This window comes from Paenibacillus rhizovicinus, from assembly GCF_010365285.1.
Taxonomy (GTDB): domain Bacteria; phylum Bacillota; class Bacilli; order Paenibacillales; family Paenibacillaceae; genus Paenibacillus_Z; species Paenibacillus_Z rhizovicinus.
In genome coordinates, this window is record NZ_CP048286.1 from 6,422,434 (window position 1) to 6,445,362 (window position 22,929).

At 55.9% G+C, this 22,929-nt stretch carries 18 protein-coding genes; 17 read left to right on the forward strand and 1 reads right to left on the reverse strand.

Annotation, left to right across the window (positions count from 1 at the left end):
* The first annotated feature begins 221 nt into the window (after nucleotides 1–221).
* From GZH47_RS28710 to GZH47_RS28740, 7 genes are all read left to right on the forward strand, one after another.
* Entirely contained in the window at nucleotides 222–1,946 is a 1,725-nt protein-coding gene (locus GZH47_RS28710; RefSeq protein WP_162644388.1) for a DNA repair helicase XPB, read from the forward strand.
* On the forward strand, nucleotides 1,943–3,811 hold the full coding sequence (locus GZH47_RS28715; protein ID WP_162644390.1) for a helicase-associated domain-containing protein: 1,869 nt from the start codon (nucleotides 1,943–1,945) through the stop codon (nucleotides 3,809–3,811). The genes GZH47_RS28710 and GZH47_RS28715 overlap by 4 nt, the downstream gene beginning before the upstream one ends.
* Before the next feature lie 202 nt (nucleotides 3,812–4,013).
* Nucleotides 4,014–4,439 carry a YlbF/YmcA family competence regulator gene (locus GZH47_RS28720; protein WP_225446597.1) on the forward strand — a complete coding sequence of 142 codons (426 nt, stop codon included), beginning with the start codon at nucleotides 4,014–4,016 and terminating at the stop codon, nucleotides 4,437–4,439.
* A gap of 25 nt (nucleotides 4,440–4,464) precedes the next feature.
* Entirely contained in the window at nucleotides 4,465–4,728 is a 264-nt protein-coding gene (locus GZH47_RS28725; protein WP_162644393.1) for a YlbG family protein, read from the forward strand.
* A gap of 179 nt (nucleotides 4,729–4,907) precedes the next feature.
* Nucleotides 4,908–5,345, forward strand: a complete 438-nt coding sequence (locus GZH47_RS28730) for a hypothetical protein (protein WP_162644395.1) — start codon at nucleotides 4,908–4,910, stop codon at nucleotides 5,343–5,345.
* A 125-nt stretch (nucleotides 5,346–5,470) separates the two neighbouring features.
* Nucleotides 5,471–6,382: a selenium metabolism-associated LysR family transcriptional regulator gene (locus tag GZH47_RS28735; RefSeq protein ID WP_162644397.1), complete on the forward strand. Its 912-nt coding sequence runs from the start codon at nucleotides 5,471–5,473 to the stop codon at nucleotides 6,380–6,382.
* Nucleotides 6,373–7,230, forward strand: coding sequence for a PHP domain-containing protein (locus GZH47_RS28740; RefSeq protein ID WP_404823731.1), 858 nt, complete (start codon nucleotides 6,373–6,375; stop codon nucleotides 7,228–7,230). The genes GZH47_RS28735 and GZH47_RS28740 overlap by 10 nt, the downstream gene beginning before the upstream one ends.
* A gap of 154 nt (nucleotides 7,231–7,384) precedes the next feature.
* Here the strand turns inward: GZH47_RS28740 and GZH47_RS28745 are convergent, their stop codons facing one another.
* On the reverse strand, nucleotides 7,385–9,241 hold the full coding sequence (locus GZH47_RS28745; RefSeq protein ID WP_162644399.1) for an Rqc2 family fibronectin-binding protein: 1,857 nt from the start codon (nucleotides 9,239–9,241) through the stop codon (nucleotides 7,385–7,387).
* 159 nt (nucleotides 9,242–9,400) lie between these two features.
* On the opposite strand from GZH47_RS28745, the gene GZH47_RS28750 reads away from it, so the two are divergent.
* The 10 genes from GZH47_RS28750 (at nucleotide 9,401) to priA (ending at nucleotide 22,897) form a co-directional block, all read left to right on the forward strand.
* The gene (locus GZH47_RS28750; protein ID WP_162644401.1) at nucleotides 9,401–12,193 is read left to right on the forward strand and encodes a calcium-translocating P-type ATPase, SERCA-type; all 2,793 of its coding nucleotides are present in this window, start codon (nucleotides 9,401–9,403) and stop codon (nucleotides 12,191–12,193) included.
* A gap of 194 nt (nucleotides 12,194–12,387) precedes the next feature.
* The gene (locus tag GZH47_RS28755; RefSeq protein WP_162644403.1) at nucleotides 12,388–13,401 is read left to right on the forward strand and encodes a MerR family transcriptional regulator; all 1,014 of its coding nucleotides are present in this window, start codon (nucleotides 12,388–12,390) and stop codon (nucleotides 13,399–13,401) included.
* Nucleotides 13,402–13,528: 127 nt separating this feature from the next.
* Complete coding sequence (locus GZH47_RS28760) at nucleotides 13,529–14,227, forward strand: class I SAM-dependent methyltransferase (RefSeq protein WP_162644405.1); 699 nt, start codon at nucleotides 13,529–13,531, stop codon at nucleotides 14,225–14,227.
* Nucleotides 14,228–14,884: 657 nt separating this feature from the next.
* Complete coding sequence (dapF, locus tag GZH47_RS28765; RefSeq protein ID WP_162644407.1) at nucleotides 14,885–15,715, forward strand: diaminopimelate epimerase; 831 nt, start codon at nucleotides 14,885–14,887, stop codon at nucleotides 15,713–15,715.
* A 24-nt stretch (nucleotides 15,716–15,739) separates the two neighbouring features.
* Nucleotides 15,740–17,605 (forward strand): bifunctional homocysteine S-methyltransferase/methylenetetrahydrofolate reductase, encoded by a 1,866-nt coding sequence (locus GZH47_RS28770; RefSeq protein ID WP_162644409.1) that lies wholly within the window; start codon nucleotides 15,740–15,742, stop codon nucleotides 17,603–17,605.
* Nucleotides 17,606–17,890: 285 nt separating this feature from the next.
* On the forward strand, nucleotides 17,891–18,151 hold the full coding sequence (gene remA, locus GZH47_RS28775; protein WP_020615370.1) for an extracellular matrix/biofilm regulator RemA: 261 nt from the start codon (nucleotides 17,891–17,893) through the stop codon (nucleotides 18,149–18,151).
* Nucleotides 18,152–18,165: 14 nt separating this feature from the next.
* Complete coding sequence (gene gmk / locus GZH47_RS28780) at nucleotides 18,166–18,783, forward strand: guanylate kinase (RefSeq protein WP_162644411.1); 618 nt, start codon at nucleotides 18,166–18,168, stop codon at nucleotides 18,781–18,783.
* A 16-nt stretch (nucleotides 18,784–18,799) separates the two neighbouring features.
* The gene (gene rpoZ / locus GZH47_RS28785; protein WP_162644413.1) at nucleotides 18,800–19,012 is read left to right on the forward strand and encodes a DNA-directed RNA polymerase subunit omega; all 213 of its coding nucleotides are present in this window, start codon (nucleotides 18,800–18,802) and stop codon (nucleotides 19,010–19,012) included.
* Between the two features lie 139 nt (nucleotides 19,013–19,151).
* Complete coding sequence (coaBC, locus tag GZH47_RS28790) at nucleotides 19,152–20,372, forward strand: bifunctional phosphopantothenoylcysteine decarboxylase/phosphopantothenate--cysteine ligase CoaBC (protein ID WP_162644415.1); 1,221 nt, start codon at nucleotides 19,152–19,154, stop codon at nucleotides 20,370–20,372.
* Nucleotides 20,369–22,897 carry a primosomal protein N' gene (priA, locus tag GZH47_RS28795; RefSeq protein ID WP_162644417.1) on the forward strand — a complete coding sequence of 843 codons (2,529 nt, stop codon included), beginning with the start codon at nucleotides 20,369–20,371 and terminating at the stop codon, nucleotides 22,895–22,897. The genes coaBC and priA overlap by 4 nt, the downstream gene beginning before the upstream one ends.
* Nucleotides 22,898–22,929 lie beyond the last annotated feature (32 nt).

Sequence of the window (22,929 nt, forward strand, 5' to 3'; positions counted from 1 at the left end):
TCGTAGACGCGATCCTTTACTTTGAAGGGTTGCGTTTTTTTTGTCTGCCAATTTGCCTGCATATTTTGGCATGTTTCCTCGCATACTGAGATATTATCTTGGAATATCGGCACGCTTAAGGATCTTCTTACGCGATGGCTAATATTCTCCGGAATGAAACGCGCATCGCCGGCAAAATGGACGGCGACTGCCGTTTCACCTTGAACCAGGAGGTGGTATTCATGATGCAACGACAGAACCGTCCTCTATGCGTACAGGCTGATTTGACGGTGCTGCTGGATGACAGGCATGAACAGGCGGATGCGGCTCGCGAACAGTTGAACCGGTTTGCCGATCTGACGAAACGCCCCGGCCATATACACACTTACCGGATGACGCCGATGTCGCTCTGGAATGCCGCGGCGTCGGGGATGGTGCCGGAAGCCATTATTGAAGCGTTGAAGGCGTACAGCTCGTATGAACTGCCGCTGCAGGTGGTCAGCGCCATTCGTAAGCTAGGCGACCGTTACGGCAAACTCATGCTGCAGCATACGACGGAGGGGCGCCTGCTGCTGCTCGGAGAAGAGGAACTGTTAGCCATGCTCTGCGAGAAACCGGCGATCGCAGCTGCGCTGCTGCCTTATCGGGACGAAGGCAAGCGGAGCGTGAAACCCGAAGCGCGGGGCGTGATGAAGCAGGAATTGATCCGGCTCGGCTATCCGGTTCTGGATTTGGCGGGTTATCGGCATGGCGAGGCGCTGGAACTCGAACTGCGCACCCATACGGCAGGAGGACGATCGTTTCAACTGCGGGATTATCAGGAACGCGCGGTCAATTTATTTTATCGGGAAGGGCAGGTCGATGGAGGAAGCGGCGTGCTTGTTTTGCCATGCGGCGCGGGCAAGACGATTATCGGCATCGCGGCGCTTGCCCGCCTGCGCTGCGATACGCTCATTCTGACGTCCAATGTCACGTCGGTGAATCAGTGGAAAGCAGAACTGATCGATAAAACATCGCTTCGGGAAGAAGAGATCGGTACCTATGCGGCTTCGGCTAAAGAGGTTCGTCCCGTTACGATCGCCACTTATCAGATCTTAACGAGCCGCCGGCAGAAAAGCGAAGAATACGCGCATATGCGCCTGTTCAATCAGCGGAACTGGGGGCTGATCATCTACGACGAAGTACATCTGCTGCCGGCGCCCGTGTTCCGTATGACGGCTGAACTGCAGGCTACCCGCAGACTGGGCTTAACGGCGACGCTCGTGCGGGAAGACGGGCGGGAGCAGGACGTGTTCTCGTTAATAGGTCCCAAACGATTCGATTTGCCATGGAAAACACTGGAGACGCGCAAGTGGATTGCCTCGCTGACATGCACGGAGATACGCATGCCGCTGGCGCACCGGGAAGTTGAAGCTTACGTTGCCGCTGAAGAGAAGTCGAAAATACGCATCGCCGGCGAAAATCCCGACAAAGTCGAGGCCGTTCGCGCGCTCTTGGAGCGGCATGCCGGCAAACCGGCGCTGGTCATCGGCCAATATTTGACCCAGCTTCACCGGCTGGGGGAGGAGCTGAACGCTCCCGTTCTGACGGGAGAGCTGTCCCACGAAGAGCGCAATGCACTATACACGCGTTTCAAATCCGGCGATATACCGGTGCTGGTCGTGTCCAAGGTCGCCAACTTTGCCGTCGATTTGCCGGAAGCGGCCGTGGCGATTCAAGTATCCGGCAGCTACGGATCGAGACAGGAGGAAGCGCAGCGGATCGGCAGAATTTTGCGGCCGAAGACCGGCGACAACGAAGCTTGGTTTTATACCGTTGTGACGCAAGGATCGAAAGAGACCGATTACGCGGGCAGGCGGCAGTTGTTTCTAATCGAACAGGGCTATCGGTATTCGCTTATGGATTGGACAGAGCTGCAAACCGTCCTGCAAGCGGAAAGCCCGACTAATCAGGAGGCTGCCCAGTGAATGCGGATCAAATCGCAGCCAAATTAACGGAAGCGGATATGGCAAAGCTGCTGTCCCACAACATATGGCGCGGGTGCCATCCCGTAACTTGGCCGGAAACGTTGACGAATCCCTGCTGTACGGCAGCCGCGTGGCCCTTATTGGAAGAAGAGGCGGCCTTGGCGTTAGAATTGATCGTCAGCGGCTTCGGAGCCCTTCCCTTTACAGAGGAACAGGTGCTGCGGGCGGCACGGCCAGGCATCGCAGGCGCTGCTTTACGACTGGGACTGCTTCGACTCGCCGATGCCGGAATTATATTCACCGTGCGGAGAGGGTGGGGAGAGAAGCTGTTCGTGCTCCCGTTGGACAGCGTGCTGCCATGGCATCATACGATTAGAAGCATCCGGTACGAATTACGAACGGATACGGATTGGCAAACCGATGCGGAGATCGAGATCGAAATGAAAACCGATTGGGGATCCGATGATCCCAGGCTGACGCATGTCGATCCCTACGCCATTGAGGCCATGGACGACGATGGATACGTGCCCCCGTTCAGCATTCAACTGCTGCATGCGTTGGCGCAAATGAACAATGCCGGATTGAAGCTTACCTCGAAGCAGGTATTAACGAAGAGAACGATCGCGAAAGGCGCCGGCCAGCTATACATGCAAGACGAAGCTTTGTCGGCACTGATAACGCCATCGCCGGGGCCGGCCGCTGAAGCTTATCCGCCTGCGCTTTTATTCGTATTGGAGCTTGCGCTCGAATCAGGATGGCTTCAGGAGCATAACGGCAGCTTGGAGCTGGCTGCAGACCCGTGGAGCGCTTGGCTTGAACAAGCGCCGACGGTTCGGGAAGCGGCGCTGCTGCGCCAACTGACAGCGGTTGTGTGCGCTCAGAACGCCGCAGCTGCAGCAGGAGCAGCCGTCTTAAGCTCGCTTGCCCCGAACACCTGGTATCGGATTGCCGATATCGAAGCGGTTTGTTTGGACGGCCAGCGGCTGCTTGCCAGAGCGCATGCGCCAATGATCGAAGTCTGGTGCCGGTTGCTCAAACAAATGGGCTGGATCGAGCAAGGCGCGGACAGCGAGGGGAATCCGGTAATTCAATGGCGAATCGATCCTCGGCCGTTCAAACGGGAGGAAGATCCGCATGAAAATATGTCAGAATCCGATTGGAATGCGGTGCAGCTTACGCCAGATGGGGATCTATATGTCCGTGAGCGCTGTTCGTATTCGATTAGATGGCAGCTGGAAACCGTTGCCGATCGGAGGAAAATCGATTATACGACGGTTTACCGAATGGATGCCGACAGCTACAAGAGAGCGGCGAAAGCGGGATTTACGCGGGATTCCCTCGCGGCTTACCTGGAGGAACTGACGCAGGAGCAGCTGCCCGATACCGTGCGTGCGATGATTGCAGGCGGGATGGACGAGCATGAGCAAGGTAAAATCCAAGCGCAAGCGGACGAAACTACAGGGAAGAAATCTGCTGTGGGATCGTCGGATGCTTCGCGCGCCAATCTATATTTCCAAAATACCGATGGCGGAGCCTACGAGCTGCTGCAGGACCGTATGACCGTGAAGCTTTTATTTGCCGGCGTCGACGACATTCCTTCGATGTGGCTGAAACAGTTCAGAACGTATCATCTGTCGACCAGACGGGAGATGATGGAACAAGCATTGAGCTGGCGGACGACGGTCAAACTAAATTGCGAAGGCGCGATTACGCTGTTCATTCCCGAACGAATCGTCGAAGAAGACAATAGGTGGGCCGTTTCCGGATATCTGCAGCTCAACCAGCATTCCCAGGGAGCCGTTAAACTGTATCCCAATATGTGGGAGGAAATGATGTTGGTTCTTCCAGTGCCGATCGGCGGGTAAACGTTCTCGAAATCGCAGGCTGCTCTACCTATTTACGATCATCGTATGGTATGATACGTTTAAGGCGAAAGAGCCTATTGATATAGAGGGGGCATAAATAATGGAAACATTGCCGTTATCGGACCCCGCAGCGCACGAATTGAATTTGCCGCTCTACGAATCTTTCGATTCTTTTGAGTACGGCGGTTCGACGTCGCTCGATATGGGTCAGCTGCTTTTACGCGCCTACGACATTGGCGATTTAGTTAATCAGTCGGTGGAAGTCGCCGAATACGCATATTGGAAATCCGTTGTCGATGCAAACGAGCAAGTTCGCGAGCTCGTGAAGAAGTTCGCGAAAGCGAAGGAGCTTTTCGAGGAATGCCAACGGTTCGGAAGGTTTCATCCGGATTATCATGCGGCGAAGGATAAGGTGCAGGACGTTCAGCAGCAGTTGAACGAAATCGACTGCGTTCGCCAGTTTAAAGCGGCGGAGCAGGCGGTTGACGATTTGCTGCACGCCATTGCAGCCGAGATCGCCGGCGCCGTATCGGAAACGATCAAGGTGCCGAGCAACGATCCGCTGCCTAAAGGCGGGGGCTGCGGAAGCGGCGGTTCCTGCAGCTGCGGAAGCGGCGGCTGCGGATAAGAGAGAGGAGAACGGGGGGGCTTTCATGTTTTCGGAACGCTTGGGTTATATCGTATGGGTCAGCGATCTTAAAGCTGCTCGTTCGTTGGAGAAATACGGAACGGTTCATTACATGTCGCGCAAAATGCATTACGTCGTCATGTACATGAATGCCGATCGGGCAGACGAGGTTGTCCGCAATATGGGGCGCCTGCCTTTCGTGAAACGCATAGAACGTTCGTACCGCAATGAAATCAAGACGGAGTACACGCAGGGAGTTCCTGATAAAACCCGTTTTTACAGCTTGTAAGTCAGAAGCCCCCGGCTAGGTTATGGAGTTGGGGGCTTTTATTATAAGCATCGGAGTAAATAAATTCCATATATGGATCAAGTTTATTTTAGTGTTGAAATATTGGACATGCATGCTACAATAATATGGAAAGTACATATAGATACTAAGGCCTACTTCTGGGGAGGGGTGGATCGCGAATGAAAGACAAAATGACGGAGAGATGGAACACGTACGAGTCGTTTCACGTCGTATTGGGCGACAAGAAAGTGGCAGACATTGTCATTACGAACCACGCCAAGAGCCGCTGGGCCGATCGTGTAGAGAATGAGAGAACGGGCTACGAGGATATCGCCGACTTCATGTGGCAATGTTTAAAGCAGGACCGGGTCGAGCCTTATTATCGTAACGAACAAGATGTTTATCTCATCGACGACGATCTGGTATTCGTAGCAGAATTTGCCATATTAGAGAAAGAAACGGACTTAATGGGAAACCCGCTGCATAAAATGATCGTTGTCACATTTCTTGGAAGAATGTCTGAGACTATTGAACTACGCGACTTGAAGTCTTATTATTCCTGGCTGCGTCATTCCAGACGCATGACGTTAATTAAAAACAGCCGAAAACGAAAATAGCGAAAATAACGCGATAACGCATACGAGCACGGGCAGAAGAAGCCCGTGCTTTTTCTCATATATACGATAAATTACTGTGCGTTTGATGTATAATAATGGCGAAGAGAAAGGAAGGGATGCCCTTCATGGCGCTCAATTTTCATCAGCTACACATCTTTTACACGGTTGCGGAGCGCGGCAGCTTCTCGGCGGCGGCTCAGGCTTTGCATATGACGCAGCCGGCAGTGACGATGCAGGTTCAATCGCTGGAAGATTATTTCGGCACGAAGCTGCTGCAGCGTTCGACCAAGCGGATCGAGCTTACGGAAGCCGGAAGGGCGCTCATGCCGTTCGCCCAGCGGAGCATCGATTTGATTCGCGACACCGATTTGCAAATGTCCAAATTCACCAAACAGCTTAAAGGCCGGCTGCAGCTTGGCGCGAGCTTGACGATCGGGGAATATATTTTGCCGCGGCTGCTTGGCCCGTTCGGACAGGAATTTCCGCATATCGCGATCAGCATGAAAGTGATGAACACGGCCCAGATCATGGAAGAAATCGTGAATCACCAGCTTAATTTCGGCTTGATCGAAGCGCCTGTCAACCATCCGGACATGCATATGGAAGCGGTCCTGAGCGATGAACTGAAGCTGATCGTCGGCAAGTCGCATCCGCTCGCAGGGGAGAGCGAAGTCGAACTCGAAGAAGTGATGAAATATCCCATTGTCCTTCGGGAGCAGGGCTCCGGCACGCGGCTCGTCATGGAAGAACAACTGAGGGCGAAACAGATGAACGTCGGCGATTTGAAAATCGTGATGGAGTTGGGAAGCACGGGCGCGGTTAAGTCTGCCGTCGAAGCGGGGCTCGGCATTTCATTCGTTTCCGCTTCGTCGGTCAAGCACGAGGTGGCGCTTGGTTTGATCAAGACGATACCGATTCGGGACGTGCAATTCAAACGGCAATTTTATTCGATCTTCCTGAAATCCGCGCTGCTTCCGATTTCCGCCGTTACGTTCCTGACATTTCTGAGAGAGAGGGATCTGCAGCAATGGCTATGAATCTAACCGGCAAGGCGGATTTGCATACGCATACAACGGCATCCGACGGCATGCAGCGGCCGGCCGACAATGTCGCGATCGCGAAAGCGAAGGGACTGGCCGCGATCGCCATTACCGATCACGATACGGTGGACGGCATCGATGAAGCGATGGAAGCGGGAGAACGGCTGGGCATTACGGTCGTGCCAGGCGTCGAGATCAGTACCGTTGCAGAGGGCATTGATATTCATGTCTTGGGTTATTACATGGATTGGAAAGACTCGGGCTGGCGGAGCAAGCTGGAACGCCTTCTTACCCTGCGCGAACAGCGAAACGAGATGATTATCGAGAAACTGAACGGGCTCGGCATGGCAGTAACGCTGCAGGATATTGAAGACGAAGCCAGAGCGCATGGCAAAGACAGCGGCTCCATGGGAAGACCCCATATCGCTGCCGTGCTGATCAAGAAAGGGTATGTCGGCTCCATGCAGGAAGCGTTCGACCGTTATCTGGCGCAGGGGGCAGCAGCCTATGCAAACCCGCCGCGGCTTCATCCGTTCGAAGCGCTTGCCTGGATCCGCGAAGCGGGCGGAACGAGCGTTATCGCGCATCCTGGACTATATGGCAACGATGAACTCGTTCGGGAGATCGTCGCCGATGGCGCGCAAGGCATCGAAGTATACCACTCCGATCATGACGAAGCCGACGAGGCGCGGTATTTGAAGCTTGCCGAAGAATTCGGTTTGATCGTAACCGGCGGATCGGATTTTCATGGCGAACGGCAGGGCGTTATCTTTCACGGGGACATCGGAAGCCGGACTGTCGATGCGTCCGTGCTGGATCTGTTGAACCCGGCCGGCTTGGCGTAAGGGGAAAATAAGGTTTGAGAGGTACGCAAAACGCAAAAACGAAATACGCAAAACGTAATACGCAAAGCGCAAAAACGGCACGGAAGCTTTCGAGAAGCTTTCGTGCCGTTTCGTTATCTTTATCTTTATTTTTATCTTTATGCGGAATCCCCGCCTACGCTTTGATTTGCGAAGGAAGGTCTTTCAGACGCTGTTCGTCCGGTGTGATGAACAGCGTTTTTTGATGATCGTAGATGACAAATCCCGGTTTGGCGCCGCTTGGCTTCTTCACGTGACGAATCAGCGTGTAGTCGACGGGCACCATGGACGAGGAACGGGCTTGGCTGAATTGTGCCGCCAGCATAGCCGCTTCTTCGAGCGTGCGATCGTTGAAGTTTGCCCCTCGAATCACGACATGCGAGCCCGGAATATCTTTCGTATGCAGCCATGTGTCGTTCGGTCCGGCGACCTTGTTCGTCAAGAAGTCGTTCTGCGTATTATTCTTGCCTACGAAGATCGGCAGTCCTTCCGAAGACGTATAGCAGAGGAGCGCGGGCTGCTTCGATTTCTTCTTCTTGGCGCCGCGCTTCTCGCGCTGCCGCATGTAGCCTTGCTCCGCAAGCTCGTCGCGGATTTCCTCGATGTCCGCAAGCGATGCGCTGTCCAGCTGCTGCAGCAGCGAGGCGAGATACTGGATTTCCTGCTCGGCAAGTCCCATTTGCTCGGTGACGAACACTTGACTGTTGCGGAATTTCGCGTACTTCTTGAACAGCCGCTGCGCGTTCTGGGAAGGCGTCAGCTGCGGGTCAAGCGGAATGGTGATAAGAGGCATTTCCTCTTCATAGTAGTTGGCCAGCTCGACCGTCGTATCGCCGCGCTGGATTTGATGCAGGCTGGCCGTCAGCAGCTCGCCCAAGATGCGGAATTTATCGGCATCCTGCGCTTCGCGGAGCGATTCTTCAAGCTTCTCCAGCTTCTTCTCGTTCTTGCCGCGTTCGTTCTGCAGGAAGCGGATGAGATCGGATACCCGCTGCTTCACGGTATCGCGCTGCGCCTTGTCGCCATAGAACGCTTCCAGGCAGGCGCTGACGGTTTCGAACGCAGCCGTTTCGCCCTTCAGATGCGTCAGCGGCGTGACGGAAAAGGCGGATTTGCCGTTTCCTCCTGCCAGCGCAACGATCTGCGGCTCGTACGATCCGGAGCGGAACGGCGTCATCATGTCGCGGAAGAACGGCCATAGCATTTCGCCGGTTCGCTGAATCTCGTCCAATCCGTTCGGCAGTTTCTCGTTCGGATTGGCCGCTGCCGCGCGATATGCGATTTCCTTGGCCAATAGCGGGCTCATGCCGCTGAAAGCGGCAACGATCAGCTTGTCCGGCGTGAGCGATTCGGCCGGTACCGGTTTGGGCGCCGTGCCGAAATGAATGCTGTCTTCGTCCGGCATTGGAGGGTTCAGAAGCAAGGAGCCCGCGCCATGCAGCGCCGCGGTGAACTCTCGTTCGCCGTTGACCGCGAACGGATCGTGCTTGCCTTGCTCCGGCGGAGCAATATATGAGGTGCCGGGCATGATGACGCGATAGCTGCTAATGGACGGCGTAACGTGATGGATGCCGTCATGGATCGTCTCCGTTGTCGCGTCAAGCAGAATGATGTTGCTGTGGCGGCCCATCAATTCGATGATAATGCGCTTCTGGAACGTATCGCCGAGTTCGTCGCGTTGGCGGACATCGAGATGGATAATGCGTTCGTTGCCGACTTGGCGCACCGCTTCAATGACGGCGCCTTCGCAATGTTTGCGCATCAGCATGCAGAACATCGGCGCTTCCATCGGATTGACGAACGTTTGCTCCGTCCAGTGCACGCGCGGGTAAGTCGGATTTGCCGAAAGCAGCAGTCTGCCCGGGTTCCGGCCTCCGCGAATTTGCAGAACGAGGTCATGCGGCGACGGCTGGTGTATTTTATGAATGCGCGCTCCGACGCAAGCTTGAAGCTCGTCTGCGATCGCGCGTGTAACGATTCCATCTAAGGCCATGATGTAAAATTCCCCTTTACAAGTAAGTCATCTTCCTATCATGCCATAACCCGTCCAAAAACTTAAGTACCGGGCTGGGATATTTTCCGGTTTGTCCGAATACATTTAGCACATAGAGGCTGTCCGTCAGGCGGCAAGTATCGGAAGGGAGTCGGAACAATGGAACAGGGGATGTGGCATGGGCTGGAAACGGCCGAGCTGGCTCAAACGCTGGATGCGAATCTGGAAACCGGGCTGGCGCCGGGAACGGCGGCCGAGCGGCTGACGCAGGTGGGCCGAAACGAGCTTTCGGAGGGGAAGAAAGTTTCCCCGGTATTGCTGTTTCTGGGTCAGTTCAAAGACTTCATGGTGCTGGTGCTCATGGGGGCAACGTTAATCTCGGGACTGCTCGGCGAATATTTGGACGCGATTACGATCGTGGCGATCATCGTCATTAATGCCGTTCTTGGATTCGTGCAAGAATTCAGGGCGGAGAAATCGCTGCGTGCATTAAAGGCATTGTCCGCGCCGATGGCCAAGGCGCTCCGCGGCGGGGAAGTCGTCGTCATTCCGGCGAGCGAGCTCGTACCGGGAGATATCGTCGAGTTGGAAAGCGGCGACCGGATTCCGGCAGACCTGCGTTTTCTCGAGACGAACAGCTGTTATGCGGAAGAATCGGCACTGACAGGCGAATCGGTGCCGGTCAGCAAACATTGCGATCCGATCAAGACGGCCGATCTTCCGCTCGGAGATATGCGCAATATCGGCTTCATGGGCACGATGATCACTCGCGGGACTGCCAAAGGGATCATCATTCGGACAGGCATGAACACGGAAATGGGCAAAATCGCCAATCTCATCCAGCAGACGGAAACGATGGAAACGCCGCTGCAGCATCGACTGGAGCAGCTCGGAAAAATTCTCATCATCGTTGCCCTGGCGCTGACGGTCATGGTCGTACTTGCAGGAATTCTTCATGGACAGCCTGCCTACGAAATGTTCCTGGCCGGCGTCAGTCTGGCGGTAGCCGCAATTCCGGAAGGCCTCCCGGCCATCGTAACGATCGCGCTTGCACTCGGCGTGCAGCGGATGATCAAGCGGCGCGCGATCGTGCGCAAGCTGCCTTCCGTCGAGACGCTCGGCTGCGCGTCCGTTATTTGCTCCGACAAAACAGGCACGCTGACGCAAAATAAAATGACCGTAACGAAGCTGTGGATCGGCGGCCGTAACATGGAGATTACCGGCGAAGGGTACGAGCCCGCAGGCGGCTGCTTCGAAAGCGGCAAATTCGTCGACGTGAAACACGATCAGGCGCTGCGCCGGCTGCTGCAAGTCGCCGCGCTCTGCAATAACGCGACCGTAACGAAGCTGGATCCGGAAGCGGACAATAAGCGCAAGAAGGGCAAGGGCGTCATCGTCCAGGACGAGTGGGTGCTGAAAGGCGATCCGACGGAGGGCGCATTGACGGTGCTGGCATCCAAGCTGGGCGTGTCGGCGAAATCGATGGAGGGGCTGTACAAGCGGATCAAGGAATATCCGTTCGACTCCGAGCGGAAGCGGATGTCCGTCCTTGTCACGCATCAAGGCGGCCGCTTGATTTGCACCAAAGGCGCGCCGGACGTACTGATGAATCAATGCACGTACATTCTGTGGGACGGCAAAGTCGTTCCGTTCACGGCGACGCTGAAGCAGAAGGTGAGCGACTCCGCGGAGAATATGGCCGCTGGCGCGCTTCGCGTACTTGGCTTCGCCTACCGGGAGCTTCGTCCGCATGATGCCTCGGAAGTCGATACGGATGTTGAAAACCAACTGATCTTCGTGGGCTTATCCGGCATGATCGATCCGCCGCGCCGCGAAGTGAAGGAAGCGATCGCGAATTGCCGCCGCGCAGGCATCAAGACGGTAATGATCACCGGCGACCACCAATTGACGGCGGAAGCGATCGCCGGACAGCTTGGCATCATGCCGCGCGGGGGCATCGCCGTCAGCGGCCAGCAGTTGAACGAAATGTCGGAAGAGCAGCTGGAACGGCTGGCGGACAATATTTTCGTCTATGCGCGGGTATCCCCTGAACATAAGCTCCGCATCGTCAAAGCCTTGCAGCGCAAAGGACATGTCGTGGCGATGACCGGCGACGGAGTGAATGACGCGCCGGCGATCAAAGCAGCCGATATCGGCATCGCGATGGGGATCACGGGAACCGACGTATCCAAGGAAGCATCGTCGCTCGTGTTGAGCGACGACAATTTCTCGAGCATCGTGGCCGCGATCGAGGAAGGCCGGGGCATCTACGAGAACATCCGCAAATTTATCCGCTACCTGCTTGCTTCGAACGTCGGCGAAATCTTGACGATGTTCCTGGCGATGATGGCAGGTCTGCCGCTGCCGCTCGTGCCGATCCAAATTCTATGGGTCAACCTCGTGACGGACGGACTGCCTGCGATGGCGCTCGGCGTCGATCAGGCGGAGAAGGATCTCATGCAGCAGAAGCCGCGATCCGCGAAAGAAAATATTTTTGCCCGCAGGCTCGGCTGGAAAATCATTAGCCGCGGTATCTTGATCGGCGTCTTCACGCTCGCCGCGTTCTGGATCACGCTGCGCATCAAGCCGGGCGATCCGCAAAATCTCATTCATGCGCAGACTGTAGCTTTCGCAACGCTCGTCATGGCGCAGTTGATCCATGTGTTCGACTGCCGCAGCTCGAGGTCGATTTTCCACCGCAACATCCTGCAAAATAAATATTTGCTGTTCGCCGTGCTTTCTTCCGTCGTGTTAATGGCCGCCGTTCTGTACGTTCCGGTCTTGCAGCCGATCTTCAAGACCGTACCGCTCAGCTTCCGCGACTGGTGCCTCGTCATCGTCGCCGCCGGCATCCCGACATTCTTCATGGGCATCGGCAGCGTGCTCGGCACGACCGACAAGAAGAAGAAATCCAAATGGCCGCTCAGCGGGCAAAAAGCAACCGCGAGATAAGGGCGCCACATTAAGAAAAGGGTTCAATAACGCTAGACTGCCGACGAGTAAACAGTTCAAAATGCCGACTGCCGGGTTTCAATTCTCGGCGGTCTTTTTTTTATGTGACATCGAATTGGTAGATGACTGGCTAGCTGGTCCTATACCTTGACCCTGCGTCATGGTTTATAATGGGCGCATGGAGGCGTATTCGGATGAAAATCAACGAGATTGCAGAACGGCTCGACATAACTCCCCGGGCGATTCGGCTTTATGAAGCCCGAGGCTTACTGAAGCCGCAGCGGGAAAGCGAGAACGGCTACCGTCGTTTCTCGGACAGCGATGCTTGGCGGCTGCAGACGATCGGCGCGCTTCGCGGCGCGGGGCTCGGCCTGGATGCGATCCAATCGCTGCTCGACAAACTAGACCGGGGCGATTCTGCAACGGTGCATCATTATTTGGAGCTGCAGCGCATGGCGCTCGCATCCAAATGGGTAGAAGGCAAATATGCCATGACGATGCTGGATGAACTCATCGGCAGATTCGAGGACAAGGGACGGCTGGACGCCGCGGATTTATTCGAGCTGACCGGAAGGCTAAAGGACATTCGGCGGCAGCAGGCCGCGTGGATCGATACGTGGCAATTCGACGCGATTGCAGCCCAATTCGATCGATCTGCCGCGATGCTCTCGACCGGCACGGCATTGACGCAGGAAGAATACGAACAGGCGCTGGATCTGATCGTGCAATGGACATCGCCGCGCCAGGGAGAGCAGGGGCTGGATATCGGGACGGGAACGGGCAACTTGGCGGGCCAGCTCGCCTCGCGGGGCGCGCACATGTCGGCAGTCGATCAATCCAAGGAGATGCTGGCCATTTGCAGGGACAAGCATCCCGGAGTGGCAGCCAAACTCGGTAATGCGCTCGCGCTGCCGTTCGTGGACGGACGGTTCTCGCTGATCGTGTCCGCGTTCGCGCTGCATTTTCTGAATGGAGAACAACAGACGCTGGCACTGGAGGAAATGAACCGCGTGCTCCTGCCGAACGGCCGCATTTGCCTGGCGGGTCTGATGGCGGAAGATGGATCGCCCGCGCAGGAAACAGAGCCCAAGAGGCATGCCATTAACCGCGGCCGGCTCCTGGAGTGGTTCAAGGAACATGATTTCGTTACCGTGCATTATGCGGTCAATCCGCAGATCGGCGTCCTCTACGCCGTCCGCAAACATTGACTTGACTCTCACCTTGCGTCAACCCTCATGCTGAAGCGGAGCAGCATTCAGGCTGGCCGCACTCGTGCGCATAATTCCTTATGCCCATCGAAGTAACGCTCGCCTATGCAACCTAGGAGGGATAAGCATGCAAGAGCATGAAGTCATTTATCAAAGCGAAACCGAAACTTACGACCGCCTCATAGCCAATGAGGACCGGGAAGGAAACGTGCTGCGCGCCATCCGAACGATCGTTCCTAATCTAGCGCAGGTGGACGCAGCGGACATCGGCTCGGGAACGGGGAAAATCGCCAGAAGATTGGCGTCGCAGGTGAAGTCTATTGTCATGACAGATGCATCAAAAGCGATGCTGGCCGTGGCCGAAAAGCATTTGAAGGCCGGGGGCAGCGCAAACTGGCGGATGGAGCAGGGGATGAACGAGAACCTTCCGCTAGCCGATCATGCGGTGGATCTATTGACCGCGGGATGGACGATCTGTTATTCGACAAGCTCGAATATCCCGAATTGGGAAGACAACCTGCAGCGCATCCAGCAAGAAATCGCCAGAGTCGTCAAACCGGGAGGATCAGCCGTCATCTTCGAAAACTTCGGGACGGGAAGCAGCGTCCCCGATCCGCCGGATTTCTTAACAGCGTACTATGCCAAACTCGAGCTGCAATACGGCTTTGCGCATACGGTGATCCAAACCGATTTTGAATTCGAATCCGTGGAAGAAGCGGCAGCATTGACCGATTTCTTCTTCGGCAGCGAGCTCAGTCAAGAAGTGCTGCGCACGCAAGTGACCAGAGTTCCCGGTTTTACAGGGGTATGGTGGAAGCGGTACTGAGAGGCAATAGGATGAACAGAGCTAGTCTAAAAAATCAGGGCCGCCAAGAAATTGGCGGCCTAAAATTGCCGGCAAGCAAAGCGCCCAGGCAATTAATTAAAACCAACTTCGCCGCCGAAGACCTGGCAGCCCAGAATTGCCGGCAAGCGCAGCGCGCCCAGGCAATCTACCTCGCGCCAAAAGTAAAGCGTGTCCCGCCAGGGACGAAAGCGACCTTAGCACGCACAGACTCACCAAGCGCCTCTACTATGCACCACGTTCTAATGGTCCCGCAAGGGACAGCAGGTAACTCACAACCGCCAAACGTATAGCGTGTCCCGTCAGGGACGAAAGCGAGCCGAGCGCAAACGTACCCCGGGTGCGCTGCTCTGTAACGCCAACGTTATTCCAATTCCGGGTGTCCAGAGGGCGGAGCCCTTGGGGTCCCCCTTGGAGAAGGGGGATTTAGGGGGATGGCATGCACTGCTCTGTAACGCCAACGTTATTCCAATTCCGGGTGTCCAGAGGGCGGAGCCCTTGGGGTCCCCCTTGGAGAAGGGGGATTTAGGGGGTCGAGAAAGTACATGAAAGTGATGCAAAAGTGCAAAGATTAAAGTACAATAAATAAATTATAATGATTGCAAGAGAACTCAATTGGACAAAGGGAGCGCAATCATTATGAATTTTACGAAAATGCACGGACTAGGGAACGATTTTATCGTCGTAGCAGGGGAAACGCAATTACCGGATAACGCAGCGCAGCTCGCGGAACAGCTCTGCAATCGCTTCTTCGGCATCGGCGCAGACGGACTAGTTTATATTTTACCTTCGGAACAGGCGGATTTCCGCATGCGCATCATCAATTCCGACGGCTCCGAAGCCGAACAATGCGGCAATGCGATCCGCTGCGTAGCCAAATACGTATACGACAACGGACTGACGAATAAAGAATCGCTGACGATCGAAACGCTCGGCGCGGGCGTGCAAGCGGTCCAACTGACCGTAGAGAACGGCAAGGTCGAGAAGGTCCGCGTTAATATGGGCCAACCGATTTTGGAAGGACTGAAAGTGCCGACGACGATCGATGCGAACCCGGTTATCGGCCAGTCGATCGAAGTGGATGGCCGCGAGTTCAAGTTTACGGCGGTATCGATGGGCAATCCGCACTGCGTCATTTATGTCGACGACGCGGTCAATTTCGACCTCGCGACATGGGGGCCGAAGCTGGAAGTGCATCCGTTGTTCCCGCGTAAGATCAACGTGGAATTCGTGACCGTGCGTTCCAAAGACTTCACCGACATGCGCGTATGGGAGCGCGGAGCGGGCCCGACCCTCGCATGCGGCACAGGCGCTTGCGCGACAGTAGTAGCATCCGTGCTGAACGGATTGACAGACCGCACGGCGACCGTTTCGCTGAAAGGCGGCGACCTGCTCATCGAATGGGATGAAGCAACGAACTTTGTATTCATGACAGGACCGGCGGCAGAAGTATTCCGCGGTACCGTATAAGCAACGAATGAAGGAGTTTTGAAAATGAAACCGGATTTACGGGAAGCGCTGCAGACGCGCATCTTGACCGGCGACGGCGCGATGGGAACCTACCTATACGGGATGGGGTTCCCTGTCGGCGTTTCCTACGAAGAATTCAACCTGCTCCGCCCGGAAGTGATCGCGGACGTACATCGCCGCTATTATGAAGCCGGAGCGAGAATCATAGAGACCAATACGTTCTCGGCGAACTTGGCGAGCTTGACCAATTACGGCCTGGACAACGAAGTAGAGGCCATTAACCGGGCAGGCGTCCGAATCGCCCGTTCGGCCGTGGGCAGCGACGCTTACGTCGTTGGCGCGGTAGGCTCCATTCGGGCCGGGAAGCGCAAAAACATGTCGTCCTCCCTGCTGGAGCAATTGTTCCGTCAGCAAATCGGCGCATTGCTAAGCGAAGGCGTGGACGGCATCCTGCTGGAAACGTTCTACGACTTGGAAGAGGCGATGCTCGCGCTTCGCATCGTGCGCAGCCTGTCGGATACGCCGGTCATTTGTCAATTCGCGGTCGAGAAAGAGGCCGTGACGCTTGACGGTAAAACGATCGAAGCGGTATTCGAGAGTTTGAGGCTCGAAGGCGCGGACGTCGTCGGATTCAACTGCCGAAGCGGTCCGAACGGGATCCTGCGCGCCATCGATACGATTAACGGCGACGTGCAACTGTCATTGTCCGTCTTTCCGAACGCGGGGATTCCCGATTATGTCGACGGCAAGTACCACTACAGCTCGACGCCGGAATACTTCGCGGAATCGGCACGTAAATTCGCCGACCGCGGCGCGCGCATCATCGGCGGCTGCTGCGGCACGACGCCGGAACATATAGCGGCGATTGCCGCTGCGCTCGACGGATATGTCCCGCAGCCGGTAGATCCTGCGGATTTGCTGCAGACGGCTGCCAAAGAACGTGTCGTCATCAGCGATAACGGCGCACCGGGACGCGCTTCGAACCTGGAACCGACGATCGTCGATCTGGTGCAAGAGCGCCATACGGTCATCGTCGAGCTGGATCCGCCGCGCGATCTCGACATTCATAAGTTCATGGAAGGCGCCAAAGCGCTGAAAGCGATCAAAGCCGACGCCGTGACGCTGGCGGATAATTCGCTTGCCGTAACGAGAATGAGCAACATCGCGCTGGCTTCGCTGGTACAGCAGCAGGTCGGCATCCGGCCGCTCGTCCACATCGCCTGCCGCGACCGCAATTTGATCGGAACGCAATCGCATATGATGGGCCTGGACGCGCTGGGCATCGATCATGTGCTGGCCGTTACGGGAGACCCTGCTAGATTCGGAGATCTGCCGGATTCCAGCTCCGTTTACGACTTGACGTCATTCGAAATGATCCGGATGATCAAGCAGTTGAACGAAGGCGTGGCGTTCTCGGGCAAACCGCTGAAGCAAAAGGCGAATTTCATTACGGGAGCTGCTTTCAACCCGAACGTGAAATATCTAGATAAAGCAATCGCGCGGCTGGAGAAGAAAATCGATACGGGCGCCGATTACATCATGACGCAGCCGGTTTACGATAGAGAACTGATCATCCGCATCGCGGAAGCGACGAAGCATCTGCAGGTTCCGATCTTCATCGGCATTATGCCGCTTGCTAGCGGCAGGAATGCGGAATATCTTCACAACGAGGTGCCTGGCATTCAGCTGTCGGATGAAGTCCGCAAACGGATGGCCGGACTCGAAGGGGAAGCGGGCCGCGCCGAAGGCGTTCGCATCGCGGAAGAACTGCTGGATACGGCGATGGACCATTTCAAAGGCATCTATCTCATTACGCCGTTCATGTTCTACGATATGACGGTGAAATTGACGGATTACGTTTGGCGAAAAACGGGCAGTTTAACCAAGTAACCCCGTTTTTCCTCCCGTTTGCGCTTTAACACTTGTTCGTCCAATGAAAATGGATTAATATAGACATTGGATGCACTTGCCATGCCGCTCCCGATGCGTTAGAATAAAGGACTCGTAGTCTTTGCCAGCGCAGGTAGGGAACGGCTGTCGTAACGTATGCTCCGGACTTTTTTCGTCAAGAATAGTGCAATATTCTGCCACGCAGATTTTATCATTCTTGCGCTTATCTATACATCGTGTGCTATTCATACAGATGCACGAGAGATACCGGAGGGGAACATAAACATGGCCATTAAGCTCATTAATATCGGTTTCGGAAATATCGTTTCCGCGAATCGGATCATTTCAATCGTCAGCCCGGAATCGGCGCCTATCAAACGGATCATTCAAGAAGCGCGCGACCGGCATATGCTGATCGACGCGACTTATGGCCGCCGTACGAGGGCCGTCATTATCACGGACAGCGATCATGTCATTTTATCAGCGGTTCAGCCGGAAACGGTTGCGCATCGTCTATCGACCAAGGATGACGATCACGACGAATAGTAACGGGGAGTCATATGAACAGAGGATTGTTAATTGTATTGTCCGGTCCTTCGGGCGTAGGTAAAGGAACGGTATGTTCCGAGCTTCGGCATAAACAGAACGAGTTGGTTTATTCCGTATCGGCAACGACGCGCTTGCCTCGTCAAGGAGAAATCGACGGAATCAATTATTTTTTCAAGACAAGAGAACAGTTTCAAGATATGATCGCGCGCGATGCGCTGCTCGAGCATGCGGAATACGTAGGCAATTACTACGGAACGCCCCGTGATTTCGTAGAGCGTACGCTTGCTTCGGGCAAGGATATCATTCTTGAAATCGAAGTGCAGGGCGCGCTCAAAGTAAAAGAGAAGTTCCCGCAAGGCGTGTTCATTTTCTTGGTGCCGCCGTCTCTTGACGTGCTTAAACAACGCATTACGGGGCGCGGTACGGAGAATGCCGATATTATCGACCATCGCATGAACGTGGCCGTGGAAGAGATGAATTTGATTCGTTACTACGATTATGCCGTCGTCAACGACCAGATCGATGCCGCATGCCACCGCATTCAAAGCATTATCGTTGCGGAGCATTGCCGTAAAGACCGGTTTATTGAAGAACTCGAAGAAGTGAAGGAAGCTTCCGAGAAAGCATGAGTGAGGTGAAAGAACATTGTTGTATCCATCGATCGATGAAATGATGAAGAAAGTAGACAGCAAGTATTCGCTAGTTGTCGCAGCCTCGCGTCGTGCGCGCAAACTTCGGGACGGAAGCAAGAGCGAAATTCGGAATCCGAAATCGCATAAATACGTTGGCGTAGCGCTGGAAGAAATCTACCAGGACATTCTCGTGGTTGAGAGCACGCTGAACAAGAAAGACGAATGAAATGATGGTCGAGAATAACAACCCTTGCGGTTGTTATTTTTTTAACCTGAAACTTGGATGCGGCGCAAGGCTGACGGACGGCGCCGGACCGTTTCGGACAAGTTCACAGGGCCGTGTTAAAGAGAGAGGAGAGATTTCCATGCTTCAAGGCAAAACCATTCTTCTTGGAATCTCGGGCGGTATCGCTGCATATAAAGCGGCGACGATTTGCAGCCGGTTGTCGCAAGCCGGGGCGCAGGTGCGGGTCGTCATGACGGATTCGGCGACGAAGTTCATCACGCCGATGACGCTTCAGATTTTGTCCCGCCATCACGTTTATTTGGATACGTTCGACGAATTCGATCCGTCCGTCGTGGCGCATATCGATGCCGCCGACAGTGCGGATCTCGTGCTTATCGCACCGGCGACCGCGAACATTCTGGGGAAGATGGCGAACGGGCTCGCGGACGACTTTCTGAGTACGACGCTGCTCGCGGCGACGGCGCCGGTGATCGTAGCGCCCGCGATGAACGTGCATATGTACGCGCATCCGGCGGTTCAACGGAATATGGCGTTGTTGGCCGAGCGGGGCGTTCGCTTCGTCGAACCGGGAACCGGGCTTCTCGCATGCGGCTATGTCGGCAAAGGCCGCTTGGCGGAGCCCGAAGAGATCGTCTTCGCCGTTCAGCAATGGTTTGCATCGCGTACGGAGCTTGCCGGTAAATCCGTCATCGTCACCGCGGGCGGTACCGTGGAGCGGCTCGATCCCGTGCGCTTCTTGACGAACGACTCCTCCGGCAAAATGGGCTTTGCATTGGCGGAAGCCGCCGCGAACCGAGGGGCGGACGTGACGCTGATCGCGGCTCGCACGACCGCTCCTCCGATCGAAGGCGTCAAGCTCATACGCGTGGAATCCGCCCAGGAAATGCTTCAGGCTGTTCTCGAACGTTACGACTCCGCGGATCTCGTCATCAAAGCGGCAGCGGTAGCCGATTATCGGCCAGTCTCGCAAGCGCCGACGAAGATCAAGAAGAACGAAGAGAAGCTCGTTCTCGAGCTGGAACGGACGACCGATATTTTGAAGACGCTCGGCGAGCGCAAGACGCATCAATTCCTCGTCGGCTTTGCCGCGGAGACGGAACGAGTGGCTGAATATGCGATGAGCAAGCTTGCCCGCAAGAACTGCGATCTTCTCGTCGCGAACGACGTTTCTGAGGAAGGCGCCGGGTTTAACGTGGATACGAACGTCGTGCAGGTGTTCGGCGAGGAAGGGTTGATCGAATCGCTGCCGCAGCTCCCCAAGCGGGAAGTAGCAGAGCGTCTGCTCGAGCGGATCGTGCAGCGGATGCGGACGAAAGCGGCTGGGGAGGCCGCCGAATGATCGCTAGAGTGATCGTGGATGTGCCGACCCGCGCGACGGATCGGCCGTTTGACTATAGCATTCCGGCAGAAATGGAAGGCTGGGTGGAAATAGGCAGCCGCGTTGGCGTTCCTTTCGGCGGACGCGTCCTGCAAGGTTTCGTCATCGGCATCGCTCCGTTCGCGGACATCGACGTCAAGCGTCTGAAGCCAATCGCGGAGCTGCTGGACCATATACCTCCGCTATCGCCCGATCTTGTGGAATTGGCGCAATGGATCAGCGAAAAATATTGCTGTCCGTGGACGACGGCATTGCAGGTGATGATTCCTGCCGCGTTGAAAGGCAAAGCGGATTCCGTCGTCACGCTGTCGGAGGAAGCGCTGGAGGACGAGGCAGGCCTGCTTTTGGAAGACGCCGAACCTTGGTTTCAATACATACGGCAGCACGGAGAAGTCCGTCTAGCACTGCTCCAGGAACGATTTCCCGGTGCTGCCGCGGGTATTAAAGCTGCCATACAGCGCGGAACGCTGCTAGAAGAAGTATCGATCCGCGATCGGCTGAAAGTCCGCAAAGTATTAACGGTATTCCCGCCGGAGAATGAAGCCGCCGTGCTGGCGGAGCTGGCAGCCTCTTCGTCGCGGGCCGCGAAGCAGCAGGAAGCGGCGCGTTACATGCTGGAGAACCCGGAGCCGATTTCGCTGGCTGCGCTCGCGCAGGCGTTGTCGACGACGACGGGGACCATCCGCGGGGCGGCCGAGAAAGGCTGGCTCTCGATCCGCGAAACGGAACAGCGGCGCGATCCTTACGCCGGCCGCGGGTTCAAGCGAACGGAACCGCTGCCTTTGACCGAAGGGCAGCAAGCGGTCTACGACGAAATCGCCGAGACGCTCGACAATGAAGCTTCTCGCGTCTTCTTGCTGCACGGCGTAACGGGAAGCGGAAAGACGGAAGTATACTTGCAGGCCATCGCCCGCTGCTTGGAGGATGAACGGCAAGCGATCGTACTCGTGCCGGAGATCGCGCTTACGCCGCAAATGGTGGAGCGATTCAAGGGCCGCTTCGGCGATGCCGTCGCTGTCATGCACAGCCGGCTCTCCAACGGAGAACGCTACGACGAATGGCGTAAAATCCGTGAAGGGCGGGCAGAGGTCGTCGTCGGGGCGAGATCTGCCGTGTTTGCGCCATTCAAGCGGGTAGGACTGATTATCATCGACGAAGAGCATGAATCGTCGTATAAGCAAGAAGAAAGCCCCAAGTACCATGCGCGGGACGTTGCCGTGCAGCGCGCGAAGCAGCATCATGCGATCGTCATTCTCGGCTCGGCGACACCGTCGCTGGAATCGTTCGCGGCAGCCTCGGCATCGCGCAGCCAGCAAGAAAGCCAGGCGGGCGCAAGCAGTTCGGCCAAACGAGGGGCGACGCTCCTGCCGATGCCGGAACGGGTAGCCGGGCGGCCGCTGCCGAAGGTGCATTTGATCGACATGCGCGATGAATTAAAGGGCGGCAACCGCTCGATGTTCAGCCGGCAATTGCACGAAGCGCTGCTTCTGCGCCTCGAGCGCGGCGAGCAGTCCGTGCTGCTGCTCAACCGGCGCGGGTATTCGACGTTCGTGATGTGCCGCTCCTGCGGCTATACGGCGCAATGCCCGCACTGCGACATTTCGCTGACGTATCACCAGAAATCGAAGGTGCTTCGCTGCCATTATTGCGGTCATTCCGAGCAAGCGCCGGAGAAATGCCCGTCCTGCGAAAGCGAGCATATTCGCTTCTTCGGAACCGGCACGCAGCGGGTGGAAGAAGAGCTGGCCAAGCTGTTCCCGGGCATTCGCGTCATTCGGATGGACGTGGATACGACGACGGAGAAAGGCTCTCACGAGAAATGGCTGACCATGTTCGGCGACAGGCAGGCGGACGTGCTGCTCGGCACCCAGATGGTCGCCAAGGGTCTCGATTTTCCATATGTTACGTTAGTAGGCGTTATTGCCGCGGATACTTCCTTGCACCTGCCTGATTTCCGGGCGGCGGAGAAGACGTTTCAGCTGCTCACGCAGGTCGCGGGACGCGCCGGCCGGCACGAATTGCCGGGAGAAGTCATCGTGCAGACGTACAATCCCGAGCATTACGCCATCACGAGCGCACAGCACCACGACTATTCGGCCTTCGTGCAGGAGGAACTGAAGCACCGCAGATTTATGGCGTATCCGCCATTTTGCCGGCTTATCCTCGTGACGCTGTCGCATGAGCAGCTCGCCCTGTTGATCTCGGAAGGAGAGAAGCTCGCTTCGACGCTTCGGGACCTGGCGAGGGCAGCCGGCATCAAGAGCTCCGACGACGGAGACGGCAGCCGTTTCATCGATATTTTAGGGCCGGTCGCCTCGCCGATCCCCCGCATGAAAGATCGCTATCGTTTTCAATGTATGATAAAATATCGGGGAAACGTCGGCGCTGCGGACCTGTTGAAGCAAGCGATATCGCTGCTTTCGGGAAGCAATGGGCAGCCTCCGGTGACCATGAGCGTGGATGTGGATCCGCAAGTCATTTTATAAACAATTTCAATGGACAGCTATGACTGGGAGGT

Excerpts from the sequence above, each read along its gene's own strand:
- gmk (WP_162644411.1), top strand. The coding sequence starts at position 18,166 with ATGAACAGAGGATTGTTAATTGTATTGTCCGGTCCTTCGGGCGTAGGT.
- priA (WP_162644417.1), top strand. The coding sequence starts at position 20,369 with ATGATCGCTAGAGTGATCGTGGATGTGCCGACCCGCGCGACGGATCGG.
- GZH47_RS28740 (WP_404823731.1), top strand. The coding sequence starts at position 6,373 with ATGGCTATGAATCTAACCGGCAAGGCGGATTTGCATACGCATACAACG.
- GZH47_RS28760 (WP_162644405.1), top strand. The coding sequence starts at position 13,529 with ATGCAAGAGCATGAAGTCATTTATCAAAGCGAAACCGAAACTTACGAC.
- GZH47_RS28720 (WP_225446597.1), top strand. The coding sequence starts at position 4,014 with ATGGGTCAGCTGCTTTTACGCGCCTACGACATTGGCGATTTAGTTAAT.
- GZH47_RS28725 (WP_162644393.1), top strand. The coding sequence starts at position 4,465 with ATGTTTTCGGAACGCTTGGGTTATATCGTATGGGTCAGCGATCTTAAA.
- coaBC (WP_162644415.1), top strand. The coding sequence starts at position 19,152 with ATGCTTCAAGGCAAAACCATTCTTCTTGGAATCTCGGGCGGTATCGCT.
- GZH47_RS28730 (WP_162644395.1), top strand. The coding sequence starts at position 4,908 with ATGAAAGACAAAATGACGGAGAGATGGAACACGTACGAGTCGTTTCAC.
- GZH47_RS28750 (WP_162644401.1), top strand. The coding sequence starts at position 9,401 with ATGGAACAGGGGATGTGGCATGGGCTGGAAACGGCCGAGCTGGCTCAA.
- GZH47_RS28735 (WP_162644397.1), top strand. The coding sequence starts at position 5,471 with ATGGCGCTCAATTTTCATCAGCTACACATCTTTTACACGGTTGCGGAG.
- GZH47_RS28710 (WP_162644388.1), top strand. The coding sequence starts at position 222 with ATGATGCAACGACAGAACCGTCCTCTATGCGTACAGGCTGATTTGACG.
- dapF (WP_162644407.1), top strand. The coding sequence starts at position 14,885 with ATGAATTTTACGAAAATGCACGGACTAGGGAACGATTTTATCGTCGTA.
- GZH47_RS28755 (WP_162644403.1), top strand. The coding sequence starts at position 12,388 with ATGAAAATCAACGAGATTGCAGAACGGCTCGACATAACTCCCCGGGCG.
- GZH47_RS28745 (WP_162644399.1), bottom strand. The coding sequence starts at position 9,241 with ATGGCCTTAGATGGAATCGTTACACGCGCGATCGCAGACGAGCTTCAA.
- GZH47_RS28770 (WP_162644409.1), top strand. The coding sequence starts at position 15,740 with ATGAAACCGGATTTACGGGAAGCGCTGCAGACGCGCATCTTGACCGGC.
- remA (WP_020615370.1), top strand. The coding sequence starts at position 17,891 with ATGGCCATTAAGCTCATTAATATCGGTTTCGGAAATATCGTTTCCGCG.